This window comes from Bacillus sp. FSL R5-0820 (genome assembly GCF_038593385.1).
Classification (GTDB): Bacteria; Bacillota; Bacilli; order Bacillales; family Bacillaceae; genus Bacillus; species Bacillus altitudinis.
The window spans coordinates 1403489-1423399 of the sequence record NZ_CP151991.1 but is presented as its reverse complement, the minus strand read 5'-3'; the positions used below and the strand labels follow the sequence as shown (position 1 = coordinate 1423399).

Sequence of the window (19911 nt, the reverse complement as noted above, 5' to 3'; positions counted from 1 at the left end):
TATATACGAATCTATAGGTCTAAACATGCCCCTTCTCATCGTATAGTAATAGAAGACAGGCTCGGCTAGCATCTCTTTTTCTTTAATCACGAGCTCGCCAATAGATTATAACGGCAAGGGGCGACATCTCCATGAAAAAATGGAACACTCTGTTCATCGCTGCTTTTTTTATCTTTTTAACAGCCACTGTGATAACACATCCACAAGCCTCTTTGCAAGCATCGAAAAATGGACTTGCAATGTGGTGGGAAGTGGTTTTTCCATCGCTGCTACCTTTTTTTATTTTGTCCGAGCTATTAATCAGTTTCGGGATTGTCAGATTTGTCGGCGTATTATTAGAGCCATTTATGCGGCCTATCTTTCGGGTGCCTGGTGTCGGCGGTTTTGTATTAGCGATGGGAATGGCCTCTGGTTTTCCTTCTGGCGCTAAATTGACGACAAGACTTCGGCAGGAAGGACAGCTGACAAGAATTGAAGCAGAACGCCTTGTGTCATTTACCAATTCTTCAAACCCTTTGTTCATTTTTGGAGCAGTGGCTGTAGGATTTTTTCATCACCCAGCTTTAGGCATTGTGTTAGCCTGTGCACATTATTTAGGAAATCTCGCGGTTGGGGTGACGATGCGCGGATATAAAGCACGTCATGATGCGCACCTCAGAAGCCGAAAAGGATTTTTATTGCCTCCAATTCGAGAAGCATTCAGCGCTCTTCATACGGCAAGACTCGCAGAAAAAAGACCACTTGGCCAAATATTAAGTGACGCTGTCATGTCATCTGTTCAAACGCTCTTTATGATTGGCGGCTTTATCATTTTATTTTCTGTCTTTAGTAAAATGCTCGCTGTCGTTCATGTAACAGATCTTCTCTCTATCGGGATCGGCTCTATACTGAAAACGATGCACCTTCCGCCAGAATTAGATCTAGCCATGATTGCGGGTCTATTTGAAATCACATTAGGAAGTCAGCTTACAGGATCACAAGAGGTTTCCCTGCTCGCTAAAACAATTGTGGTCAGCTTTATTTTAGGATTTAGCGGATTCTCCGTTCAAGCTCAGGTAGCCGGCATTTTGGCAGCAACCGATATACGCTTTAAACCGTTTTTCTTCGCCCGTTTGCTTCACGGTATTTACGCAGCCGTCTTTGCCTTTCTGTTATTCAAGCCCCTTTATGTCTCTAAAGCAGACATGGCGCTTCCAGCAGGGGCATTTGAAACAAGCGAGCAAGTCGTGATGTTTAGCAGCGTGTTATGGAATCAGCTTGTATCTGCTGGTCCTCTCATCACCTTGTTCAGTCTGATCGTGTATATTGCGCTCTATTTTCAGAAATTAAAAAATGGATGAGTGCACAATGCACTCATCCATTAAATTTTTCTTTCAGCGCAGCTTCGACCTCTTGCGGTACAAGCTCTTTGACTGATCCATGATACTTCGCTACTTCTTTAACAATGCTTGAACTTAAGAAAGAGTATTGATTATTCGTCATCATAAAGAACGTTTCAATGTCATCATTCAACACTTTGTTCATTGATGTCCCTTGCATCTCGTATTCAAAGTCCGTCACCGCTCTAAGTCCGCGTAAAATGACTTTCGCCTCTTTTTGTTTCGCATAATCAACGAGCAGTCCATGAAAGGATTCCACTTTGATATTCGGCAGCTCCTTTGTTGCTTGACGAATGAGTTCACACCGCTCTTCAACAGTAAACAACGGCTTTTTTGATGAGTTATTGAGGACGCACACATATACTTCATCAAAAATTTTTGCCCCTCTTTTGATAATATCCAAATGGCCCAATGTGACTGGATCGAAGCTACCCGGACAAACGGCTATATTCCCCATGCTTTAATTTCCCCGCTTTCTATAGATCGTAATGCCAGTCATTCCGTACATTTCCTGCCTTGAGATATGTAGCTGTCCTGCTTCCTCTGGCAGTGTCACATCTTTATCGTGCTCACACACAATGACGCCATCATCTGCTAATAAAGAATGCTCATCAATCGTATCAAGAAGTGCTTTCAACTTTTGATCTTTATACGGCGGATCAAGGAAGATGGCTTGAAAAGATTCTTCTCGCTTCACTACAGCAGCGAGTGCACGGTTTGCATCATTTCGAAACACTTCACTTTGATCCATCAGCGACAATTGATTCAAGTTGCCTTTAATCGTCTGAATCGCCTTCATATCTCGATCCACAAATATACAATGATCGAACCCTCTAGAAAGCGCTTCAATACCTAAACCACCACTTCCAGCAAATAAATCAAGGGCCCATCCCCCATCAAAATACGGTCCAATCATATTAAAAATGGATTCTTTTACTTTATCTGTTGTTGGTCTTGTTGATTGGCCGGGTACGGCTTTCAGCGTGCGGCCTTTTTTTGTTCCAGAAATCACTCTCATTTTTCCACCACTTTTTCTGCTTGCATCTATTGAATATTGTTTGATGACAAAAAATTCAACATTATCTTACCATATCCACTCCACATGGGACAATGCACTGAATTCCATTCATTTTCTATGTATAGATCACAAAAGAGAGGGTCATACTACTGTTAACAGCATCTGATGTGGTGCTGTTGCCAACCGCGGAGAAGACTTACGTTTCCCCATAAGTTCTTCCTCCGGTTTCTCCTCTCCCTTTGCCTTCTCCTTAATGAATCATTAAGAATAGAAGGACCCCGCGGGTGATGCCGCGGGGGTTTTTTTGTGTCTTTAAAAGCCCACCTTATAGTCATACTCTTTTGCTTTGTCCAATTTCGATTCGTACTCTAATTTAATAAAAGGTTTATAGGAAGGCTCAACACGTTTCACAAATGGCAATGAACTGAGCTTTGCCATGTGGCGCTCAAGATCATTCATATCACAATAAATCACTGCATATTTCATTTTCCTTGAAATATAGTGAACATTTCCAAATTTCCTTAGCGCTTTTGACTGCTTTAACGAATGCAGCCAAACGACCATCCCTTGACGTTTGGTATCCATCTTTTCACCTGCCGCTTTTCAATTCTTTCCGTTCATTATGTAAAAGACGAGACGTTCAAGTCTCGTCAAGATACTTTACAGCCACAGCTGCCTCCTGATCCACAGCCACCGCCGCATGATGATAGACCATCAAAATATGGGTTCCCTGTTGGAACTTTAATATATGCTGATACAGCTTGACCGATTTCAATACTAATCTCATCTAAGATGGATTGAATCGCTGTTTCTGCTTTTTTGAAATCAACCACTGTATCGTGAAGATCTAGCTTTCTTTTGACCTCACGCATTTCTTTTGAGATCGTTCTATAGTCCGGATGGTATTTGCCGAACCGCTGCACATCTTCATATTGCTCTTTTACTTTTGTAAAATGGGCAATAATTTGTTGGGCTTCTTCGTCTTGCTGGAGACGCTTAAAGCAGTTGCGGTAATGTTCAGCCTCCTCCGACTGAAGAATCATGGCAGCCAATTGATTTGCTTCCTCTTGGAGCTCCACAGATTCGATTGTCGCATACATAAATGTTGCACCTCCAATTCATAGTTTACCACGAAACCTATGGATCAGAAAATGCTTTTACGTGACAAATACATCCCACGTCTCTCTTTTCTGCTTATATTCAGGGTGACGAGAATTTAGCACAACGGTCATTTTATGCTTTCCTTTTGAAAGGTGCTTGACCACAAACGCCGCAGTATACTCATTGCCTGCCCGTTTCCCGTCTACATATACAGTAAAATACCCCGCCTTCTTATCCTTTTTCAGGGGTGAAGGTTCAAGGTGAAAATCTTGAAGTGTACTTTCTATATACAAAACAGATCCCTGCACTTTGTATTTTAAAAAGCCTTGCTGCTTCATTTCACTTTGCGTCTTCTGCATGACTGGTACTGCTGGTTCTTGCCTAGTTACTTGCTCTTGATCATGTTGACTTTGACATCCGGTGAGAAGAAAAAGCAATGCGCATATTGACAGCATCCATTTCATGTTCTGATTCTCCTTTCGTCTACTTTCATAGGATGCTCATGAAATAGACATCTTAATCAACTCAAAAAAAGCCTCACCCGGCTCCATTTTGATTGCGCATTGCTTGGAACATCTGGATCATCATTTCAGCCATTTGGACACTATTGCTCAACTGGCTCACACGATGAGGAATGGTTTTTTCGTAAAAGTTCATTTTATCTAATTCAAACGAAGTGACATTTTCAGGATGCCGCGTTAACTGTCTATACCAGAGTGGGCGCTGCCTGATGAATTTGATTCGATCCTCTTCCGCCATGACAAACTCTTGTACTTCTCTCCGCACCAAAAGCATCCCCTTTCAATTAATCTTTCCTGAAGGAGAATGGGTGCTGGCTGCCTCCAGATGAACCCTTCTTTGAGCCATTTGATGAAAATTGACCGAGTAAGCTTTGTAAAGAGGAAATAGACTGGCTCATTTTATTAATTTGTTCATTCATTTGATCAGCGTCCATTTTTTTCACTGCAGAAACCATTTTAGACATAAAATCTGCTTTTCCCGGTTCACTTTGCTTAGCGGCTTTTTCTTCTTTTGCTTCTTCCTTTTGTGTTTGCCGGTAAGGAGACCACATATCATCTTCCTCACCAAACATGACCCAATTCTCGTATAAACTTTGCCAGCTTTTTTCTTGCGTCTGCACTTCTTGGATTAATTTCGGATGGCGTCTGACGAACTGTTTAAATTCATCAATGGATGTTTGCTTTTGCTTATTTGTCATATCCTCCCCCCCCATACAAATGCCTACTATACTATATACATCTGGGTCTATTTTGGTGAGCCCTTTTCATAAAAAAACAGCCGCCATCTGTGCGCAGCTGTTTAGAGGATTAAGACGTTTTCTTAATGAAGTTTTGTGTATAGTACTTTTCTTTCACACCAACGCCAAGGTGCGTGTAATCTTGATTTAACAATGCCTTCCGGTGACCTTCGCTATTCAGCCAGCCTTCTACAGCTGCAGGGCCATCAACATAATTATACGCAATGTTTTCCCCCGCAAGCTGAAATGTGACCTCTCCTCTTTCTAACCGGTCTTTCAGCGTGCCGTATTTTTTAGATTCATGGGAGAAATAATGATGATCTTTCATGTCCTCACTATGCATGAATGCCACTTCAGAGGTTTCATCGTCCCACTTTAAGGTCGGTAGTTTGTACTTATGGCGGATAATATTGGTCATATCAAAAATTTGTTTTTGACTCGACGCTTCAATATCCTTCCATTTTTCGCCTGATATCGCCTCAGGTTCAATTAATTGACCTCGATAAACGACTTCATACGGCTTTTGTTTGACAAATGTATCTGCGTTAAAAGCTCTAATGCTCGAAAGAGTGCTTTCAAACTTATCCATGTAGAGCTGGACATACACATCATCTCCCACTTTCACCGTCGGCCTGGTATTCATATCATCTTCTGAGAATTCAAAGCGATATGAATTTCCCTCGTCCTCTACATGAATGTAAGGAGCGATTTGTGTTTTTTTAAATACTTCACTTGTGGCTTGACCGATTTTAAACGGCTCAACATTCAGCCCATCCCCTGTCGCAAACAAGGTCACCACTTTACTGTCCTTTACCCCTACTTGAATATAGTGTTTCTTCGATTGATTGTATATCCACCAGTCATAATCATATGCGGAAGGATCAATGCGATCTGGTTCCCCTAGCTGTTTAAGCACTTCGTTTGAAGACTTCCCCATAAAGGACATGAGCCCTTTTTTCGGAATGTTGATCGGCTTATCGCTAGATGTTTCTTCATTAGACACCTTCGGCTCATTGCTGTTTTCTTTTTCTGGTGAAGATCCATATTGAATAAACAGAACGTACGTTCCAGATATAATCAGGAGGATGAAGAGTGTTTTCAGCACAGTTTTCAAATAAACACCTCCGTTAAATTGGCAAGGTACAAAAAGTACCTTCTATTGTCATTTAAACAAAACTTGCTCCATTTATCAACGACAATACAGCCTATTTAACACGAATTTAAAATATGCCCCTCCTAATGAAGAAATCCTTGGCCATGATCCTGGTCTTGTTGAGAGATTTCCGTCAGAGCATCACCTGCACGATCGTTTGATAAATCTTCAACTGATAAATCCCCAAGGGCTACGATTCCTGTGAGTGCCCCGTTTTTGACAACCGGGATACGGCGGAGCTGATGTTCTGACATCAACCGGACAATTTCTTCTAGGGTTGCATCTTCTTCAGCTGTCAATACTTCCTTCGTCATGATGGCACCAACCTCTTGTGAGTTCGGCTTTTTCTCAGCAATACCTCTAAGTACAAGGTCGCGGTCTGTGACAATACCAACAAGCTGATCCCCATCGACTACTGGGATGGCACCAATGTCAGCATCTTTCATTTTGACTGCCGCTTCATACGCATTGTCGTCCTTTTGCAACGTCACTACTTTTTTCGTCATGATATCTTTGATTTTTTTCGTTTTCACGTTGATTCCTCCATCCGTTATTTTCTTTATTACTGTAACCAGCTTATAAAAGAACATACCTTTCACAGTTGAAAGTTTAACGCTTTCATACTATGATTGTCAGTAAAGGGAATTTTTATAAGGAGGGGTTTTGGGTGAAGTTTGAAGGTACGGGGATTGAAAAGGTATCAGCTGACTTAAATAAATTGGATTTCATTATGGAAAGTGAAGGATTTGTACGAGCCGATCAATGGGATTATGAGCGTGTGACGTACGACAGGAAGTATAACATGGTAGAGGGGACGTTTTACTTACGGATCTCTGGCTACGCCACTGAGGGAGATGTCGGCTCCAAAAAAGCCTACATCCAGCTGCTGACACCTTTACTTGGAAAACACTATTATCCACATGGTGTTGAATATGGAGAAGGCGAAGATTTCCCTAAATCTCTTATTCAATCCAGCAAAAAAACGCTGAACCTATTGAAAGAAAAACTAGAAGCGATAACTGCTGAAGCATAAAAGAAGCACAGCCCCTACGGCTGTGCTTTCAGCGTGTAGACAAACCCTCGCATTCGTTGTCAGTCCTGTGCGCTGGTGCTCACGAATGCCAAATTCGATCCGCTCCAGTGCTCGTCCTTCCTAGACTGCAAAGGTTTTCTATCACGCTGAAAAGAAGACAAAGGGCTAAAATAAAGTTCATTTTAGCCCTTTGCCAACAATCTGGAAGCACAGCCCCTGCGGCTGTGTTTTTCATTTATTCATATTTCGGAATGAGCGCATCTGGTACGGCATCTTTCGCTCTTTCTTTTCTTGCCCAGTCAAAGAAGACAACAGCAAGAATCGATCCGTATACAATCTCTTGAATGATTTTCATCAAAATAGCACCTAGTTGCTGATCTTCTAGCAGCGGCAATGTATGAAACATGTCAGGTCCCGTAAGCGCAAGACCAGCAAGCATATCACTCGGTACGCATAGGTGCAGTGCTTGTATCCATGCGCCGGCATCTGAATAAGTGGCATAGATAGGCGCTTCACTAAACATAATGAGTGCGCAGGCAGGTGTCATTAAAATCCCATCTGCCATAATATATCCAAGCTTTAAAATGCCCGTAATCTGCGGCTGACTTTGCACTTTATGGACAAGCGGCCACCACATGAAAAAGGCAGCGATAAAAATGACAACCGTCATCAATGCGTGATAAAACGGATCTGTTTTGACAAAATCGAACACAAGCGGAATATGATACAGCGAAAACAACCCGTTAAATCCGAGCAAGGCAATCAACGGCTTAGAAAACAAGCGGAAAATCGGCTGAATACCCCGTGTTTGAATGATCCGCTCCCAAATCGCCGCAGGTAAACCTGTAATAAGAAGCGGCGGGATGACCAAATAGAGCACTGCCATTTGCGCCATATGCGCACTGAACATAATATGCCCCATTAAATCAATCGGGCTCCCCTTCACTGCATAAAGCAACACAAGCCCCGTGAGAAACAGCGTTTTCTCTTTCACCGTCGCACGGTGCTTTCCCTTCGTCACGAGAAGCAGATAAAAAGTGGCTGCTACTACAATACATGTCAAATAGTAAGGACTCCATAATGCACGAAATCCAAATATCTCTAAGTTTTCCATTGCTGCGCCTCCTTCAAGGGCAAAGCGAGCTTACCACCAAATAATGGTCAAAAAGGCTAAAACGGTAATAAACGCGACAAACACACCTGAGTAAAGAAACAACGCGGGTGTTTCATGCCCTTTTTGGTTCATGTGCATAAAATAATAAAGCTGAAAAGCCACCTGAATCACTGCAAGCAGTAAAATAAAAGGGACAGCGAACCAATTTCCGACGTCTTCAGAGGCGATTGTTAAAAAGGCAACAAACGTTAAACCAATCATCAAGCCGAAAGAAATGAGCTGATGCTTCATTTCTTCGGCATTTTTCTTTTTCCGATAGACAAGATCGACTTTGGACTGATTTGTGTTTTTATTTCCCATTCTTATCCCACCATTCCCATTAAATATACAACGGTAAAGATGAAGACCCACACAACATCAATGAAATGCCAATAAAGGCTCGCCACATAATATTTTGGTGCATTGTATAAATCTAGACCGCGTCTCATATTCCGAATCATCAGAGCGGTGATCCAGCAAAGTCCAAATGCGACGTGAGCCCCGTGTGTTCCAACAAGCGTATAGAAGGAAGAGCCAAGTGCAGAGCTCGTAATTGTAAATTCATACGCATGTACATAATGATAAAACTCATAAATTTCTACCCCTAAAAATCCAGCACCTAAAAGAACGGTTACACCTAGCCAAAGCTGCATTTTTTTAAAGGCAAAGTTTTTCATATGATACATAGCATACACACTCGTTAAACTGCTCGTTAACAGAAGCATTGTGGCAATAAAGACAAGTGTGAGGTCAAACATTTCAGTTGTTGTTGCGCCGCCTGCATTTGAATTTTTCAGCGCCAAATAAGTGGCAAACAAAGATGCAAACAGGACCGTTTCTCCCCCAAGAAACAACCAGAACCCGACGAACTTATTCTTTCCTTCTAACGTGGCTTTCTCAGGAGAAGCCGGAAAGGTTTCCGCTGTCATTTTTTGTGGTTCCATTATGCTTTCACCCCTTTGTCATCGTCATCCGTCAAATCTTCTTTGTGAATATGGTATCCATGATCATCTTTAAGAGAGCGAACGAGCATGGTCGCAAACGTGATGCCAAGACCAATGAAGATCACCGGTAGACCCCAGCTGTGTTCTTGACGATACATAAAACCAAACGCTGACACAAATAGACCGAATGAGATAATGATAGGCAAGATGGAATTATTCGGCATGTGAATATCATCGAGCGGTTCAGATGCTGTCATTCCTTTTTTACCATCCATTTTCTCAATCCATAATGGATCAAGTCCCCGTACAAGAGGCAGCTGCTTAAAGTTATATTCTGGCGGAGGTGAAGATACTGCCCATTCAAGCGTTCTTCCATCTCCCCAAGGATCGCCCGATACACGCTCCCCTTTTGCTGTCGTCCAGATGATATTAATCAGCATGATGACAACTGCTACAAACATGAACAGTGCCCCAATCGTACTGACCAAGTTCCCAAGGTCTAGACCCTGACCTGGCAAGAATGTAAAGACTCGGCGCGGCATGCCCCAAAGACCGAGAAAATGCTGGATAAAGAACGTTAAATGGAAACCGACGAAAAACAGCACAAAGCCAATTTTCCCAAGCTTCTCATTCAGTATTTTCCCAAACATCTTCGGCCACCAATAATGCACACCTGCTAAAATACCGAAGACCACACCACCGATAATGACATAGTGGAAATGCGCCACAACGAAGTACGTGTCATGGAACTGATAATCCGCTGCTGCTGCTGCAAGCATGACGCCGGTTACACCGCCAAGTAAGAATGACGGAATGAACGCAACTGAATATAGCATCGGCGTTGTAAACTTCACATTACCGCCCCATATGGTGAGCAGCCAGTTAAATACTTTAATTCCTGTAGGCACCGCAATCGCCATCGTGGCTACAGCAAAGATCGCATTGGCAATCGGACCAAGTCCTGTTGTGAACATGTGATGCGCCCACACCATGAATCCAAGGAAACCAATTAATACAGTCGCAAACACCATGGACGAATAACCAAACAATCTTTTTCTTGCAAACACCGGAATGATTTCAGAGAAAATCCCAAATGCCGGCAAAATCAAGATATACACTTCTGGGTGTCCAAAAATCCAGAACAAATGCTCCCAGATGATTGTATTTCCTCCGAGCTCTGGATTAAAAAAGCTCGTATCAAACATTCGATCAAGCATCAGCATCGCAAGCCCTGCTGTCAGCGGCGGGAATGCGAATAAAATTAGTGCAGATGCCACAAACGTCGTCCAGGTAAAGAGCGGCATTCTCATATACGTCATACCTGGCGCTCTCATATTAATAATCGTTGCAAGAAAGTTGATTCCGGCAATTAGCGTACCAATACCAGCTATCTGCAACCCTAAAATATAGAAATCCATGCCGTGCCCTTCTGAATTCAGCGTGAGCGACGCATAGGCAGTCCAGCCTGCATCAGGTGCTCCACCCATAAACCATCCAAGGTTTAAGAAAATGCCTCCGAAAAAGAACAGCCAAAAACCAAGTGAATTCACAAATGGAAACGCTACGTCACGTGCACCAATTTGAATGGGTACAACCGCATTCATTAATGCAAATAAAAGCGGCATTGCTGCAAGGAAAATCATCGTTGTTCCATGCATCGTCATGACTTCATTGTAAAACCCTGCACTCACAAAATCATTTTCAGGGATGGCTAGCTGAATACGGATAATCATCGCTTCCAGGCCACCAATTAAAAAGAAAAATCCCCCTGCCACTAAATATAGTATGGCAATTTTTTTGTGGTCAACCGTCGTTAAGTAATCCCATAAGACAGCGCCAAACCCCCGCTTTTTAGCTATTGTACTCACCATGAAATCCCCCTCTTATCTCCCATTTGCCCCTTTTCATATCAATGTCTATCTTCACGTTCTAAAAACAGACTATATCTGACAGATGACTTATTCTTGGATGTAGAGACTTATTCGGGAGCTCTTAACAAAAACTTCACATAGATCGTATACCCTTTTGAATGTGCGCAACTTTAAGCTGCTCAAGGTATTTACTGTATTTTAAGACCTTTTAAATACTCGTAGAGTGCATCTGCTTCTGAGTCATTTAGTTTAGGGTACGTCCCTGTCATCTTATTACCTGGTTTAAAGCTCTCTGGATCTTTCAGCCATGCTTTGACATTTTCTTTGTTCATGTCTTTAATTCCAGCTACTTTTGTCCGCTCTCCGAAGGTTGCAAGGTTTGGTGCAGTCCTTGCCGCCTCTGGCCGTTCATCTCCAGGCTCTACCGCATGACAGCTTAAACAGTTTTTCTCTTTAAAGAGTTTTTCACCCTCAAGGGCTAGATCTGACGTAGATGCAGGCTTCTTATAATCTGTCATCTTTTTCGTCCAGCCTAAAAACTCATCTTGAGAAAGCGTTTTAACTTTAAAGTCCATTAAAGCATGTGAGGGACCGCAAAGCTCTGCACATTTCCCATAGAAATATTCTCCAGCATCTTTCGTTCGTTTTGAGTCAAATGTTAAATAAAACTTGTTCTCGTTGTCTGTATTTGTATCAATTTTACCCCCAGCTGATGGAATCCAGAATGAGTGTTTCACATCAGATGCTTTCAGCTTAAAATAAACCTTTTGATCAGTTGGAACAATCAATTCTTGACTTGTCACAATCCCATAATCAGGGTATTCAAACTCCCACCAATATAAGCTGGCTCTTACATTCACTACAAGTGTCTTTTCAGGATCTCGTTTTTTCTTATCCATGGCGCTTGTATCCCCTAGCTCAAGCGTGTATGCCACAACAGGTACAACGAGAATAATGAGTAGAAGTATCGGAATCGCTGTCCACGTAATTTCGAGGTTACGGTTCCCTTCTACCTGTTTAGGAATCGTATCTTCTCCCACTTTAGAACGTTTGAATTTAATGATGACGTAAAAGAAAATGATCGATACAACAATAACGACAAGAACCATAATAAGTGTACTCAGTACCGTTAGGAAAAACTGTTTATCTGCTACTTCCCCAACTGGCCTCAGTGTTGATAAGTATGGTTCACCGCAGCCCGCCAAAACGAGCGTCAGTAAGAGAAACAGTGAATAAACACGCCATTTTCTTATCATAATTTGTCCCAACCCCTTTTGCTTGATCTCCTTTGCCTTTCGCTTTTTACCTCTTATTTATAAAATCACCTTTCACCCATCCATAACCCCCGCCTCTTATAAAAGCACTTACATTTCCTCTTTTCATAAAAAAATGATGTTTTTACTCAAAATACCATCTATGTATAAACAGAAAGCCGCCTAAATAGAACTGAATATCAGGCGGCTTTCATAGTTGTAAGAAAATGTTGTGTTATAAGATATAGCCATTGTTTTGATGTGATCAAAGTGTATTTCACTCTAGAATAGTGTAATAATAATCATCGCAACGAAAAAGATCGTTAAGTAGTTTAATGAATAAACGAACATGAGTGTTGACCACTTCATGATATCTTTCATTTTAAAGCCCATAAGACCAATGACGAGCCATCCAATGTTCAGCAATGTGCCAAGTGCGACAATCGGCCATCCTAATCCACCTAAGAAAAATGGAAGCGGAAGAAGACATGCTGTCCAAATGATGATTTGGCGTTTTGTGACTTCAAAGCCGTAAACAACTGGCAGCATTGGAATACCTGCTTTGCGGTAATCTTCCGTTTTCTTAATCGCAAGTGATAAGAAATGTGGAATTTGCCAGATGAACATAATCATAAACAGGACCCAAGCCGTTGTATCGATGGTGCCTGTAACAGCTGTCCAGCCAATTAATGGCGGAACCGCACCAGATACACTACCAATGACTGTATTAATGGTGTAATGGCGTTTAGACCACATCGTGTATAGAACTGCATAAGTAAAGACACCGATAAATCCAATCACTGCTGATGTAACAGTTGTCATCAGAAGCATAATCAGTCCAAGTACAACAAGCAGAATACCAAATGCATACGCTTGACCCGGCTGAACTTTACCTGTCACCGTCGGTCTTGTTTTTGTTCTTTCCATTAGTATATCAATATCACGGTCAAACGCATTATTAATGGCGCATGAACCGGCAATAATAAGAGAAGAACCAATCATTGTTAACAGCACAATATCAAGATTCCCAAGGAAACTCATATCTGTAAAATAAAAAGCAAGCCACATTCCAGTAAAAGTTGTAATGAAATTGGAATTGACGATGCCCATTTTAATAAGAGCAAGAAAATCTTTTAAAGCGGTTGTTTCTTCTATTTGTCCATGAATAGCTGCTTCCGCGGCTGTTTTGGAATTTGCCAATGTGTATAACCTCCCTTGCCCAAACCTTCAAACGAACGAATAAAACGTAAAATCGTTACAACTCTATCATACAAGATAAAGAGCTGTAAAAAAACATCCTATTAAATAATAAACGACAAACTTGAAGTTATTTGTGAACTTTTCGTGAATTTATTAGGATGTGCGTTTCAGAAGGCGGTGCAAAATGAAATATTCTCTCCTCTATTTCTATCAGACTGTCAAAGAAAGATCAAGCACTCTAAATCTGTAAACTTTGTGAACTAACATATCATTTTTTTGTGAACTTTGGTCATTATGAATTGCAACAGAACACGCATTTGGCTTAAACTTGAGAGCATGTGAGGTTTTCATTTAGATCAGAAGTTATTTAGAGAAGGTGAAATCATTTGATGAAATTTGCTTTAAGGTTATTGAGCGTTGTCACAACATTTGTGATGCTGATCGTTCTGATTGGCGGTGCGCTTGTGACGAAAACTGGCTCCGGTCTTGGCTGCGGCAGACAGTGGCCCCTTTGCCACGGTCGTTTCTTTCCAGAAATGAACCCTGCTTCCATTATCGAATGGAGCCACCGCATGTCAACAGGAGTTTCCACCATTCTTGTATTGGCACTGGCGGTCTTATGCTGGAAAAAAATCAGTCCAGTATTCCGTGAAACCAAATTTTTGGTCATCATGTCCATTATATTTTTACTGCTTCAAGCACTGTTAGGGGCACTCGCCGTTGTGTTTGGTTCTAACGCACTTGTCATGGCACTGCACTTCGGTATTTCACTGATTTCTTTTGCTTCCATTTTACTACTGGCACTGCTTGTGTTTGAAGCCACCAGATCTGAAACAAAGCTTGTGAAGCCGCTTCATATCGGCAAAAGAATGCAGTTCCATATTTATGGGTTGATCACATATACGTATATTGTGGTGTATACGGGCGCCTATGTGAGACATACAAAATCAAGTCTTGCATGCTCTGTCTTCCCATTTTGTTCAAAAGACGGCGCACTTCCAGCGTATTTTAATCAATGGGTTCAAATGTCTCACCGAGCAGCAGCCCTTCTTTTATTCGTTTGGATATTTGTTGCGATGTTCCATGCCCTTAAACATTATAAAGAACAAAAGCAGCTGTATTATGGATGGATCATTTCAGCCATTCTGATTACACTTCAAGCGATTTCTGGTGTCATGTCTGTTTATTCTCAGCTCGCACTCGGTTATGCGCTTGCTCATTCATTCTTTATTTCTTGTTTGTTTGGGGTACTATGCTACTTCTGCTTACTCATTGCCCGGTTTAAATATGAAAATAGAGAGCCTTTCAGATAAACATACAATCCCCCTTTCATCCGAAAAGGGGGATTTCTTTTATGTTTGTTTCGCTTCTTCAAATAGCGAAATGGCTTTTTTCCGTCTTTCTTGATGATCGACTGTAGGCAGAGGATATGTATCCCCTAGCACACATCCCGATTTCATTTGCTCATCTATCGACATTTTACTCGGTTCATGAATCCATTTTTCATTCACATGCTTAAGTTCTGGCACATACCTTCTAATATATTCTCCGCTTGGGTCAAATCGTTTCGACTGGGTCGTTGGGTTAAAAATACGGAAGTAAGGAACAGCATCCGTTCCGACAGAGGCCGCCCACTGAAATCCCCCAATATTCGAAGCCTCATCATAGTCGACAAGTTTTCTCGCAAAATACGCTTCGCCCTTTCTCCAATCGATGAAATAATCTTTTGTCAGGAATGAAGCCGTCACCATTCTCAAACGGTTATGCATCCAGCCTTCTTCATTTAACTGTCTCATCCCTGCGTCAACGAGTGGGAAGCCTGTTTGTCCTTTACACCAAGCTTCAAAAAGTGTCTCATCATCATTCCATTTTATATGTTGAAAGGAGGAGTTGATTTCTTTTTCTTTCATCTCTGGATAATGCGCAAAGATCATATGATAAAAATCACGCCATGCCAGCTCTTTGATAAATGTTTCCTTGCCCTCATTTTCAAAAAGTTCTTCCTCATTGACAGCATGAAAGATCGTGCGAATAGAAATGGTCCCGGTTTTTAAGAACCGAGACAGCTTGCTCGTCCCAAAAACAGACGGAATATCTCGTTTCTCGTGATAACGCGTCAATCTTTCTTGAATAAAGCCGTCTAGCGTGCTTCTCGCTTTGTCTGACCCAATCTGATCGAATTTCCTTGTACATTTCTTGATGATGTCCCTTAGTTTCTCATCTCCCTTTTCAGAAAGTGACTCATCACAAATCGTGTGCTCACTGCTCAGAAATGATTTGTCAACTTTTATCACAGACTGCTTCTCCTGCTTCCGCCACGCTTGATAGTATGGAGTAAACACTTGATAATGAGACCCATCCGCTTTTAAAATATCTCTCGCCCCATGCAGATGCGTATCTTGCCACTTTGACACATGAATGCCCTTTTCTTCTAAGAAACGGGTCACTTGCTCATCACGTGTTCGACCATTTCCTACTTCGTCCTCATTAAAAAAGACCGCATTGATGTCATAAGCATTCATGAGCTTTTGAAAAGCGGACAAAATATCATCATGAATGAGATGAACATACATGTGAGATTCTCTCGCTTCCTTGACGAAATTGGCCAAGTTTTGAAAGAAATGTTCGTTGTTCAAATCCAGTTCCATTTCTGTAAAAAACGGATCTAGATGATAAAAAGCAAATAATCGGTACTGATGTTTTTTTGCATATGTGATCGCTTTTGATAAGGCGATATGATCATCCAATCGCATATCTCGGCGAAACCAAATCACGACAATTTCCACTCTTTCTTCACCTCATTCTATAGTGTAATCACTCTAGCGGGCGGCTGCACATTTTAATGCGCTCAAAAAAAAGACACATCACAGTGGATGTGTCTTGGATTGTTGACAAAGGGCTAAAATGCTCTTTATTTTAGCCCTTTGTTTTCTTTTCAGCGTGATAGAAAGCCCTTGAAGTCTAGGAAAAGAACGAGTACTGGAGCGGAGCGAATTTGACATTCGTGAGCACCAGCACGCAGGACTGACAAAGAATGCAAGGGTTTGTCTACACGCTGAGACACATCGCAGTGGATGTGTCTCACTCATTATTCAGGCTTTAAGACAATCAACAGATCTCCAGTTTGAATCCCTTCTCCATTCGTGACATGAATTTCATCCACGACTGCTGAGAACGGTGCTTGTACCGTCGTTTCCATTTTCATCGCTTCATTGATCATCAAATGCTCACCTTGGGAAATTTTCTGTCCTTTTTCAACAAGTACTTTGATGACAGTGCCTGGCATTGATGCCGCAATGTGATTTGGATTTGAGCGATCTGCCTTCATTTTTTCTTGAACGGAGGATTTGATGCTTTCATCCTTAATGACCACTTCACGCGGCTGTCCATTCAGTTCAAAGTAAAGCACTCTTGTAGCGTCCGGATTCGGTTCTCCAATGGACACGAGTTTGACAATGAGGGTTTTCCCTTTCTCAATTTCTACCTCAATTTCTTCACCAAGTCTCATGCCGTAGAAGAAGGTAGGTGTGTCAAGAACAGAGATATCTCCATAGCTTTCTGCTGTTTGAACAAATTCAGAAAAGACTTTCGGGTATAAAGCATATGCAATGGCATCTTGTTCTGTTAACGTCAAGTCATGTGATTCTTTGAACTGCTTTTTGATTTCTTCAAAGTCCACTGGTTTCAGTTTCTCACCTGGTCTGACAGTAAGCGGCTCCTCCCCTTTTAAAATCAGCTTTTGCAATTTTTCTGGGAATCCGCCATGAGGCTGTCCTAAATAGCCTTTAAACAATTCAACAACCGAATCTGGGAAATCCAGTGTTGCTCCTTTTTCATAAACATCCTCTTCTGTCAGATCGTTTTGCACCATATAAAGTGCCATATCTCCGACCACTTTAGAAGACGGTGTCACTTTCACAATGTCACCAAACATGTCATTTACACGTCTGTACATTTCTTTTACTTCATTCCAGCGGTCGCCAAGGCCGACCCCTTTCGCCTGCTGTTGCAGGTTACTATACTGGCCACCAGGCATTTCATGCTCATAAATTTCTGTATGCGGTGAATTCATTCCGCTTTCAAACTCATGGTAATATTTTCTGACGGAATCCCAATATTGAGAAAGACGTTCAACCGCTTGAACATTCATTTCGGGCTTTCTTTCATGTCCGTCTAAAGCATAATATAATGAGCTCGCACTTGGTTGTGATGTGAGCCCCGCCATAGAGCTGACAGCAACATCAACAATATCAACACCTGCATCAATCGCTCTTGCATAGGTGAAGAGTCCATTTCCACTCGTATCGTGTGTATGAAGATGGATTGGAATCGTGAGCTCGTCTTTTAGAGCCGATACAAGTTCATAAGCCGCCTGCGGTTTTAATAATCCCGCCATATCTTTAATGCCTAAAATATGAGCGCCTGCGGATTCAAGCTCCTTCGCAAGAGAGACATAATATTTCAAATCATATTTCGGACGTGATGGATCAAGAATATCACCTGTATAACAAATCGCTGCCTCTGCCACTTTGCCGGATTCACGAACAGAATCAATGGCAAGCGTCATACCTTTGACCCAGTTTAGACTGTCAAAAATACGGAAGACGTCAATGCCTGCCTCTGCCGATTCCTTTACAAATGCTTTAATCACATTATCCGCATAGTTTGTATATCCGACAGCGTTTGATGATCTTAATAGCATTTGGAACAAAGTGTTTGGCACTTCTTGACGAAGCTCTTTCAATCTTTCCCAAGGATCTTCTTTCAAGAAACGATATGCCACATCAAAGGTAGCACCGCCCCACATTTCCATACTGAATAACTCTGGCCATAAGCCTGCTGTTGGCTGCGCAACTTTCTTTAAGTCGTGTGTTCTAAAGCGTGTTGCAAGCAGAGATTGATGTGCGTCTCTAAAGGTTGTATCCGTTAAGAGTACACCGCTTTGCTCTTTCACCCAATTGGCGAGCCCCTCAGGTCCATGCTTGTCTAACAATTGTTTTGTTCCAGAAGGAATCGTTTCATGGACAGCAAGTTTCGGCACATTTGGTTGATCAAAATGAGGCTTCTTATTTTCCGAAATACCAGGGAACCCATTAATGGTAACGTTACCAATATAAGTAAGCATTTTCGTTCCGCGGTCTTTTTGCTTAGGAAAGTTAAATAGCTCTGGTGTCGAATCAATAAACGATGTATCATATTCCCCTCTTAGAAACTTCTCGTGCTTTGCAACGTTTTCAAGAAACGGGATATTTGTTTTAATGCCACGAATCCTGAATTCTTGTAAGTTTCGGACCATTTTAGCCGCAGCTTGATCAAATGTAAGTGCCCAAGTAGACAGCTTGACCAACAGTGAATCGTAATAAGGTGTAATCACCGCACCTTGGAAGCTGTTCCCTGTATCAAGACGTACACCAAAACCACCGCCTGAACGGTAAGCCATGATTTTTCCTGTATCTGGCATAAAATCATTCAAAGGATCTTCTGTTGTGACCCTTGATTGAATGGCAAATCCATGTGTAAAGATATCTTCTTGTTTTGGTATCCCGACTTCTTTGCTGTGGAGGTCATGTCCTTTTGCGACAAGAATTTGGGTTTGGACGATATCGACACCTGTGATCATTTCTGTGATCGTGTGTTCCACTTGAACCCTAGGATTGACTTCAATAAAATAAAACTCGCCATTTGCCACTAGGAATTCTACAGTCCCTGCATTGATATACGATACATTCTGCGCCAGCTGAACAGCCGCTTCACAGATGTCTTCACGCAATTGATTAGAAAGAGACACACTTGGTGCAACCTCAATGACTTTTTGATGACGCCTTTGAACAGAGCAGTCACGCTCATATAAATGAATGATATTGCCGTGATTGTCTCCAATCACCTGCACTTCAATATGTTTCGGATTTTCAATCAGCTTTTCAACGTATACTTCGTCATTTCCAAAAGCCGCTTTCGCCTCTGACTTTGCACGGTCGTAGGCTTCGTTCAGCTCCTCTTTTGATCTGACAATCCGCATACCTCGGCCGCCGCCTCCAAGTGAAGCTTTAATAATAAACGGGTAACCGTATTCTTCACCGAATTTTTCGACTTCTTTGACCGAATCAACTGGCCCGTCACTTCCTGGAATGACTGGAATTCCAGCTTTTTTCGCTTCATCTCTCGCTTTTACTTTATCTCCAAACATATCTAAATGTTGAGAAGTTGGGCCGATGAATTGGATGCCTTCCTCTTCGCATCGTCTTGCAAAATGAATGTTTTCAGATAAAAATCCGTATCCTGGATGAATCGCATCCACGTCATTTCGTTTTGCAATTTCGATGATCCCCTCGATATCAAGGTAGGCATCAATCGGCTTTTTCCCTTCTCCAACTAGATATGCTTCATCGGCTTTATAGCGATGATAAGAGCCCGAGTCTTCTTTGGAGTAAATGGCCACTGTACGTAAGTTGAGCTCCGTACAGGCCCTAAAGACTCTGATAGCGATTTCCCCTCTGTTTGCAACTAGAACCTTTTGAATTGTTCTATGTGACATTCTCACTCCTCCA

Annotated in this window: 20 protein-coding genes; 3 read left to right on the top strand and 17 right to left on the bottom strand. The window is 41.9% G+C overall.

Going from position 1 to position 19911, the window contains the following annotated elements:
* The first annotated feature begins 131 nt into the window (after nt 1-131).
* Nucleotides 132-1340, top strand: a complete 1209-nt coding sequence (gene ylbJ / locus NST15_RS07285; RefSeq protein WP_342498973.1) for a sporulation integral membrane protein YlbJ — start codon at nt 132-134, stop codon at nt 1338-1340.
* A gap of 13 nt (nt 1341-1353) precedes the next feature.
* Here the strand turns inward: ylbJ and coaD are convergent, their stop codons facing one another.
* The 9 genes from coaD to NST15_RS07240 all read right to left on the bottom strand — a co-directional run bounded on the left by coaD (nt 1354) and on the right by NST15_RS07240 (nt 6415).
* Nucleotides 1354-1836, bottom strand: coding sequence for a pantetheine-phosphate adenylyltransferase (gene coaD / locus NST15_RS07280; protein ID WP_007499803.1), 483 nt, complete (start codon nt 1834-1836; stop codon nt 1354-1356).
* A gap of 3 nt (nt 1837-1839) precedes the next feature.
* Nucleotides 1840-2397, bottom strand: coding sequence for a 16S rRNA (guanine(966)-N(2))-methyltransferase RsmD (gene rsmD / locus NST15_RS07275; protein WP_007499805.1), 558 nt, complete (start codon nt 2395-2397; stop codon nt 1840-1842).
* Nucleotides 2398-2709: 312 nt separating this feature from the next.
* On the bottom strand, nt 2710-2982 hold the full coding sequence (locus NST15_RS07270) for a YlbG family protein (RefSeq protein ID WP_008345023.1): 273 nt from the start codon (nt 2980-2982) through the stop codon (nt 2710-2712).
* Between the two features lie 65 nt (nt 2983-3047).
* Nucleotides 3048-3497, bottom strand: coding sequence for a YlbF family regulator (locus NST15_RS07265; protein WP_007499807.1), 450 nt, complete (start codon nt 3495-3497; stop codon nt 3048-3050).
* 57 nt (nt 3498-3554) lie between these two features.
* Nucleotides 3555-3962, bottom strand: coding sequence for a hypothetical protein (locus tag NST15_RS07260; protein ID WP_342498972.1), 408 nt, complete (start codon nt 3960-3962; stop codon nt 3555-3557).
* Between the two features lie 73 nt (nt 3963-4035).
* Complete coding sequence (locus tag NST15_RS07255; RefSeq protein ID WP_017359376.1) at nt 4036-4284, bottom strand: YlbE-like family protein; 249 nt, start codon at nt 4282-4284, stop codon at nt 4036-4038.
* A 19-nt stretch (nt 4285-4303) separates the two neighbouring features.
* The gene (locus NST15_RS07250; protein ID WP_017367184.1) at nt 4304-4717 is read right to left on the bottom strand and encodes a YlbD family protein; all 414 of its coding nucleotides are present in this window, start codon (nt 4715-4717) and stop codon (nt 4304-4306) included.
* Between the two features lie 109 nt (nt 4718-4826).
* Nucleotides 4827-5870, bottom strand: coding sequence for a CAP-associated domain-containing protein (locus NST15_RS07245; RefSeq protein ID WP_342498971.1), 1044 nt, complete (start codon nt 5868-5870; stop codon nt 4827-4829).
* Nucleotides 5871-5992: 122 nt separating this feature from the next.
* On the bottom strand, nt 5993-6415 hold the full coding sequence (locus tag NST15_RS07240; protein ID WP_034646433.1) for a CBS domain-containing protein: 423 nt from the start codon (nt 6413-6415) through the stop codon (nt 5993-5995).
* Nucleotides 6416-6576: 161 nt separating this feature from the next.
* Between NST15_RS07240 and NST15_RS07235 the strand changes: the two genes are divergently transcribed.
* Nucleotides 6577-6942 (top strand): YugN family protein, encoded by a 366-nt coding sequence (locus NST15_RS07235; protein WP_342498970.1) that lies wholly within the window; start codon nt 6577-6579, stop codon nt 6940-6942.
* A gap of 235 nt (nt 6943-7177) precedes the next feature.
* Here the strand turns inward: NST15_RS07235 and ctaG are convergent, their stop codons facing one another.
* The 6 genes from ctaG to cyoE all read right to left on the bottom strand — a co-directional run bounded on the left by ctaG (nt 7178) and on the right by cyoE (nt 13363).
* Complete coding sequence (gene ctaG, locus NST15_RS07230) at nt 7178-8056, bottom strand: cytochrome c oxidase assembly factor CtaG (protein WP_017359380.1); 879 nt, start codon at nt 8054-8056, stop codon at nt 7178-7180.
* A gap of 30 nt (nt 8057-8086) precedes the next feature.
* Nucleotides 8087-8416, bottom strand: a complete 330-nt coding sequence (gene ctaF / locus NST15_RS07225) for a cytochrome c oxidase subunit IVB (RefSeq protein WP_003211520.1) — start codon at nt 8414-8416, stop codon at nt 8087-8089.
* A gap of 2 nt (nt 8417-8418) precedes the next feature.
* Entirely contained in the window at nt 8419-9042 is a 624-nt protein-coding gene (ctaE, locus tag NST15_RS07220) for a cytochrome c oxidase subunit III (protein ID WP_089374148.1), read from the bottom strand.
* Nucleotides 9039-10910, bottom strand: a complete 1872-nt coding sequence (gene ctaD / locus NST15_RS07215; protein ID WP_007499823.1) for a cytochrome c oxidase subunit I — start codon at nt 10908-10910, stop codon at nt 9039-9041. Before ctaD ends, ctaE begins: the two co-directional genes overlap by 4 nt.
* Nucleotides 10911-11098: 188 nt before the next feature.
* Nucleotides 11099-12166 (bottom strand): cytochrome c oxidase subunit II, encoded by a 1068-nt coding sequence (coxB, locus tag NST15_RS07210; RefSeq protein WP_079920206.1) that lies wholly within the window; start codon nt 12164-12166, stop codon nt 11099-11101.
* A gap of 279 nt (nt 12167-12445) precedes the next feature.
* Nucleotides 12446-13363 carry a heme o synthase gene (gene cyoE / locus NST15_RS07205; protein WP_007499825.1) on the bottom strand — a complete coding sequence of 306 codons (918 nt, stop codon included), beginning with the start codon at nt 13361-13363 and terminating at the stop codon, nt 12446-12448.
* A gap of 389 nt (nt 13364-13752) precedes the next feature.
* Here cyoE and NST15_RS07200 point away from each other — a divergent pair, with 389 nt between their 5' ends.
* Complete coding sequence (locus NST15_RS07200) at nt 13753-14676, top strand: heme A synthase (RefSeq protein WP_008345045.1); 924 nt, start codon at nt 13753-13755, stop codon at nt 14674-14676.
* A 39-nt stretch (nt 14677-14715) separates the two neighbouring features.
* Here NST15_RS07200 and NST15_RS07195 read toward each other — a convergent pair whose 3' ends face one another.
* Nucleotides 14716-16149, bottom strand: a complete 1434-nt coding sequence (locus NST15_RS07195; RefSeq protein ID WP_342498969.1) for a deoxyribodipyrimidine photo-lyase — start codon at nt 16147-16149, stop codon at nt 14716-14718.
* Between the two features lie 302 nt (nt 16150-16451).
* Nucleotides 16452-19898: a pyruvate carboxylase gene (gene pyc / locus NST15_RS07190; RefSeq protein WP_342498968.1), complete on the bottom strand. Its 3447-nt coding sequence runs from the start codon at nt 19896-19898 to the stop codon at nt 16452-16454.
* Between the last annotated feature and the right edge of the window lie 13 nt (nt 19899-19911).